Raw genomic sequence first — 3,416 nt, 5'->3', positions numbered from 1 at the left:
TAAATAATCCTTTTTAAAACCTTATTCTACAATATTTATAGCTATATTTTAGGCACCATTTTTTTCAATTAGCTCAAAATTAATAGCAGATTTCAACACGGCCTTTATTTGAGACACCTATTTTACCTTCTTAGATACCTGTCCGAAAAAACCGTACCAATATAAATTGTCACTGATAAATATTTGCGACAGAACCTAAGAAAGGCCAGTTTAATATTTGGACTAAATTTAGAAGTAAGTCTGAAGCCACTTTTATAAATGAATTATTTGATATCTACCGCCCTAAATATATCTAATGAAAAGTTAAATTTTTGTCTTTAGGTCTTATCTAATAGTTGCAACAGTACCAGACTGCTATATTGATTAAAGAAATTATTTAAATTATTTAGTAATATTTAAAATATTCATAAAAAATTAAAAGTTCTCAGACACTTTAAGAAATCGAACATGACTCAATCTAAGATTAAATATTTAAAAGATTATCAACCAAGTAATTATCTTATAGAAGAAACATATTTGACATTTAATCTTGATGAATCCAAAACAATTGTGACGGCAGATTTGCACTTTATTAAAAATCCTGCAAATAAAGAAAATAATCTATTGGTGTTAGATGGTGTTAGCTTAAAATTATTATCAATTAAAATTAATAATTCAGAGTTATTAGAATCAGATTTTAGTATTGATAATAATCATTTAACTATACATAATCCTCCAGATAATTTCATGTTACAAACAGTAGTTGAAATTAATCCATCTGCTAATACTTCTTTAGAAGGTTTATATAAATCTGGAAATATTTTTTGTACACATTGTGAAGCAACTGGTTTTAGAAAAATTACGTATTATTTAGATAGACCTGATGTGATGTCTTCTTATACTGTTAAAATTATTGCTAATAAACAAAAATATCCAGTTATTCTTTCGAATGGTGATAAAGTTGATTCAGGAAACCTTTCAAACTGTTTTCATTTTGCAATATGGAAAGATCCTTTTAAAAAACCTTGTTATTTATTTGCACTTGTAGCAGGTGATTTAGCAAGTATAAAAGATACTTTTATTACTAAATCAAGTCGTAATATTAATCTTGAAATCTATGCTCTTAAAAAGGATATAGATAAGTGTTATTACGCTATGCAATCTCTAAAAGATTCAATGAAATGGGATGAAGAGAGATTTAACTTAGAGTATGATCTTGATACCTTTATGATTGTCGCAGTGCCAGATTTTAATGCGGGAGCTATGGAAAACAAAGGTTTAAATATATTTAATACTAAATATGTTATAGCTAGCGATAAAACAGCTACTGATATTGATTTTGGATCAATTCAAAGTGCTATAGGTCATGAGTATTTTCACAATTGGACTGGAGATAGAGTTACTTGTAGAGATTGGTTTCAGTTAAGCTTAAAAGAAGGGTTAACTGTATTTAGAACACAAGAATTTAGATCTGACTTAAACTCAAGAGATGTTAAACGTATTGAGAGTATTAGAGAGTTAAGAAATACACAATTTGCTGAAGATGCCAGTCCAATGTCTCACCCTATCCGCCCCGTTTCATATATTGAAGTAAAAAATTTTTATACAGTGACAGTTTATTATAAAGGTGCTGAAATAATTAGAATGCTTCATACTTTATTAGGTGAAGATGGCTTTCAAAAAGGAATGAAGCTTTATTTTGAGAGACATGATGGCCAGGCAGTCACTTGTGATGATTTTGTTAATGCTATGGCTGATGCAAATAATAGTAATTTTGATTTATTTAAAAGATGGTATAGTCAATCAGGCACTCCAAATATTAAAGTTAGTGAGAGTTATGATTCTCAAAGTCAAACTTATAGCTTAATATTAGAGCAAACTACTCAATCAACAGCTGATCAAAAGGAAAAACAAGCTCTTCATATACCTGTTAAAATGGGACTTATCACTCCAGAGGGTGAAAATATAGCAGAGCAAGTTATTGAGCTTAAAGAACAAAAACAGACTTACACTTTTGAGAATATTTTAGCAAAACCAGTAGTTTCATTGTTTAGAGATTTTTCGGCACCTGTAAAGGTTGAGCATAAGCGTACTGAAAGCGAACTATTACATATTGTTAAATATGATAATAATGCTTTTAATCGTTGGGATTCTTTACAACAGTTAGCTACAAATATGATTTTAGCTAAATCTGATGTAAGCGATGAGTTCTTAAATGCTTTTAAATCAATTCTAAATGATAAAGAATTAGATAAAGCATTAATAAGTGATGCTTTACTAATACCAAATGAATCTACAATTGCTGAGGCAATGACTGTTATTGCAGTCGATGATATTGTCTTATCTCGCAAAAAAGTTGTAAATCAACTAGCAGATAAACTAAAAGGCGACTGGTTAGCTATATATCAAGAATGTAATGATGATAAGCCATATAGCCTATCAGCTGAACAAATTGCTAAGAGAAAGCTAAAAAATGTATGTCTGAGTTATCTAATGAATGCTAGTGATCAAGCCAAAGGTACAGAATTAGCGCAACAATTATTTGATAATGCTGATAATATGTCTGATCAACAGGCGGCTTTTTCAGCATTATTAGAGTCAAAAGATAAGCAAATTAGAGATAAAGCTATTAATGAGTTTTATGAACGTTGGAAAGATGAGGATTTAGTTGTAAATAAATGGCTAGTATCTCAAGCTCAAATCTCTCATGAGTCACCTTTAGATATAGTTAAAGGCTTAGTTAATCATCCTGCATATAACTCTAAAAACCCTAATAAAGTTTACTCACTTATTGGTGGTTATGGTGCTAATTTCTCACAATATCATAGCAAAGATGGCTTAGGATATGCATTTATGACTGATATGATATTAGAGCTTGATAGAATAAACCATAGAGTAGCAGCTAAGTTAGCACGTAATTTAATGAGTTGGAAACGTTATGATACTATTAGACAAAACTTTATGAAAAAAGCTCTTGAAAAAATAAAAGCATCAGACCCAAGTAAAAATGTCTTTGAGATTGTTAGTAAAAGCTTAAGTGTTTCTTAATTTTGGAACTGTTACAACTATTAAATAAGACCTAAAGACAAAGATTGGCTGTGTCGCAAGGCTTTGTTTCTTAACCCCCTAAAGGGACATTGGCTAACCTACGTGCGCTGAGGGGCCACATTTTTAAAATGCAAAATATTTATTTGAATCTAACAGAAGAACAAAATTTACGGATAGGGGTGTAAGGAAAATAATGCAGAAGTATACCGAATTAGCAGGGGTGAATTAAATCTACAATCGCAACTCTAGTATTTAAAGACTTTTAATTTTCTCAGTAAATTCTACTGGAGTCAAGAAATTTAAAATTTTCCTAGGACCCTTTACAGACTTTTGTGTAAATTTTTCATAGGCTACCAATCCTATCTTCAAATTTAATCATAAAATGTGCA

At 30.0% G+C, this 3,416-nt stretch carries 1 protein-coding gene; it reads left to right on the top strand.

Features of this window, described 5'->3' with window-relative positions:
* The first annotated feature begins 447 nt into the window (after positions 1–447).
* Entirely contained in the window at positions 448–3,027 is a 2,580-nt protein-coding gene (pepN, locus tag AB8E56_RS11330) for an aminopeptidase N (protein WP_329481184.1), read from the top strand.
* Positions 3,028–3,416 lie beyond the last annotated feature (389 nt).

It is taken from the genome of Francisella sp. 19X1-34 (assembly GCF_041102755.1).
Taxonomy (GTDB): Bacteria; Pseudomonadota; Gammaproteobacteria; order Francisellales; family Francisellaceae; genus Francisella.
This window is presented reverse-complemented; position numbering and strand designations above follow the sequence as displayed.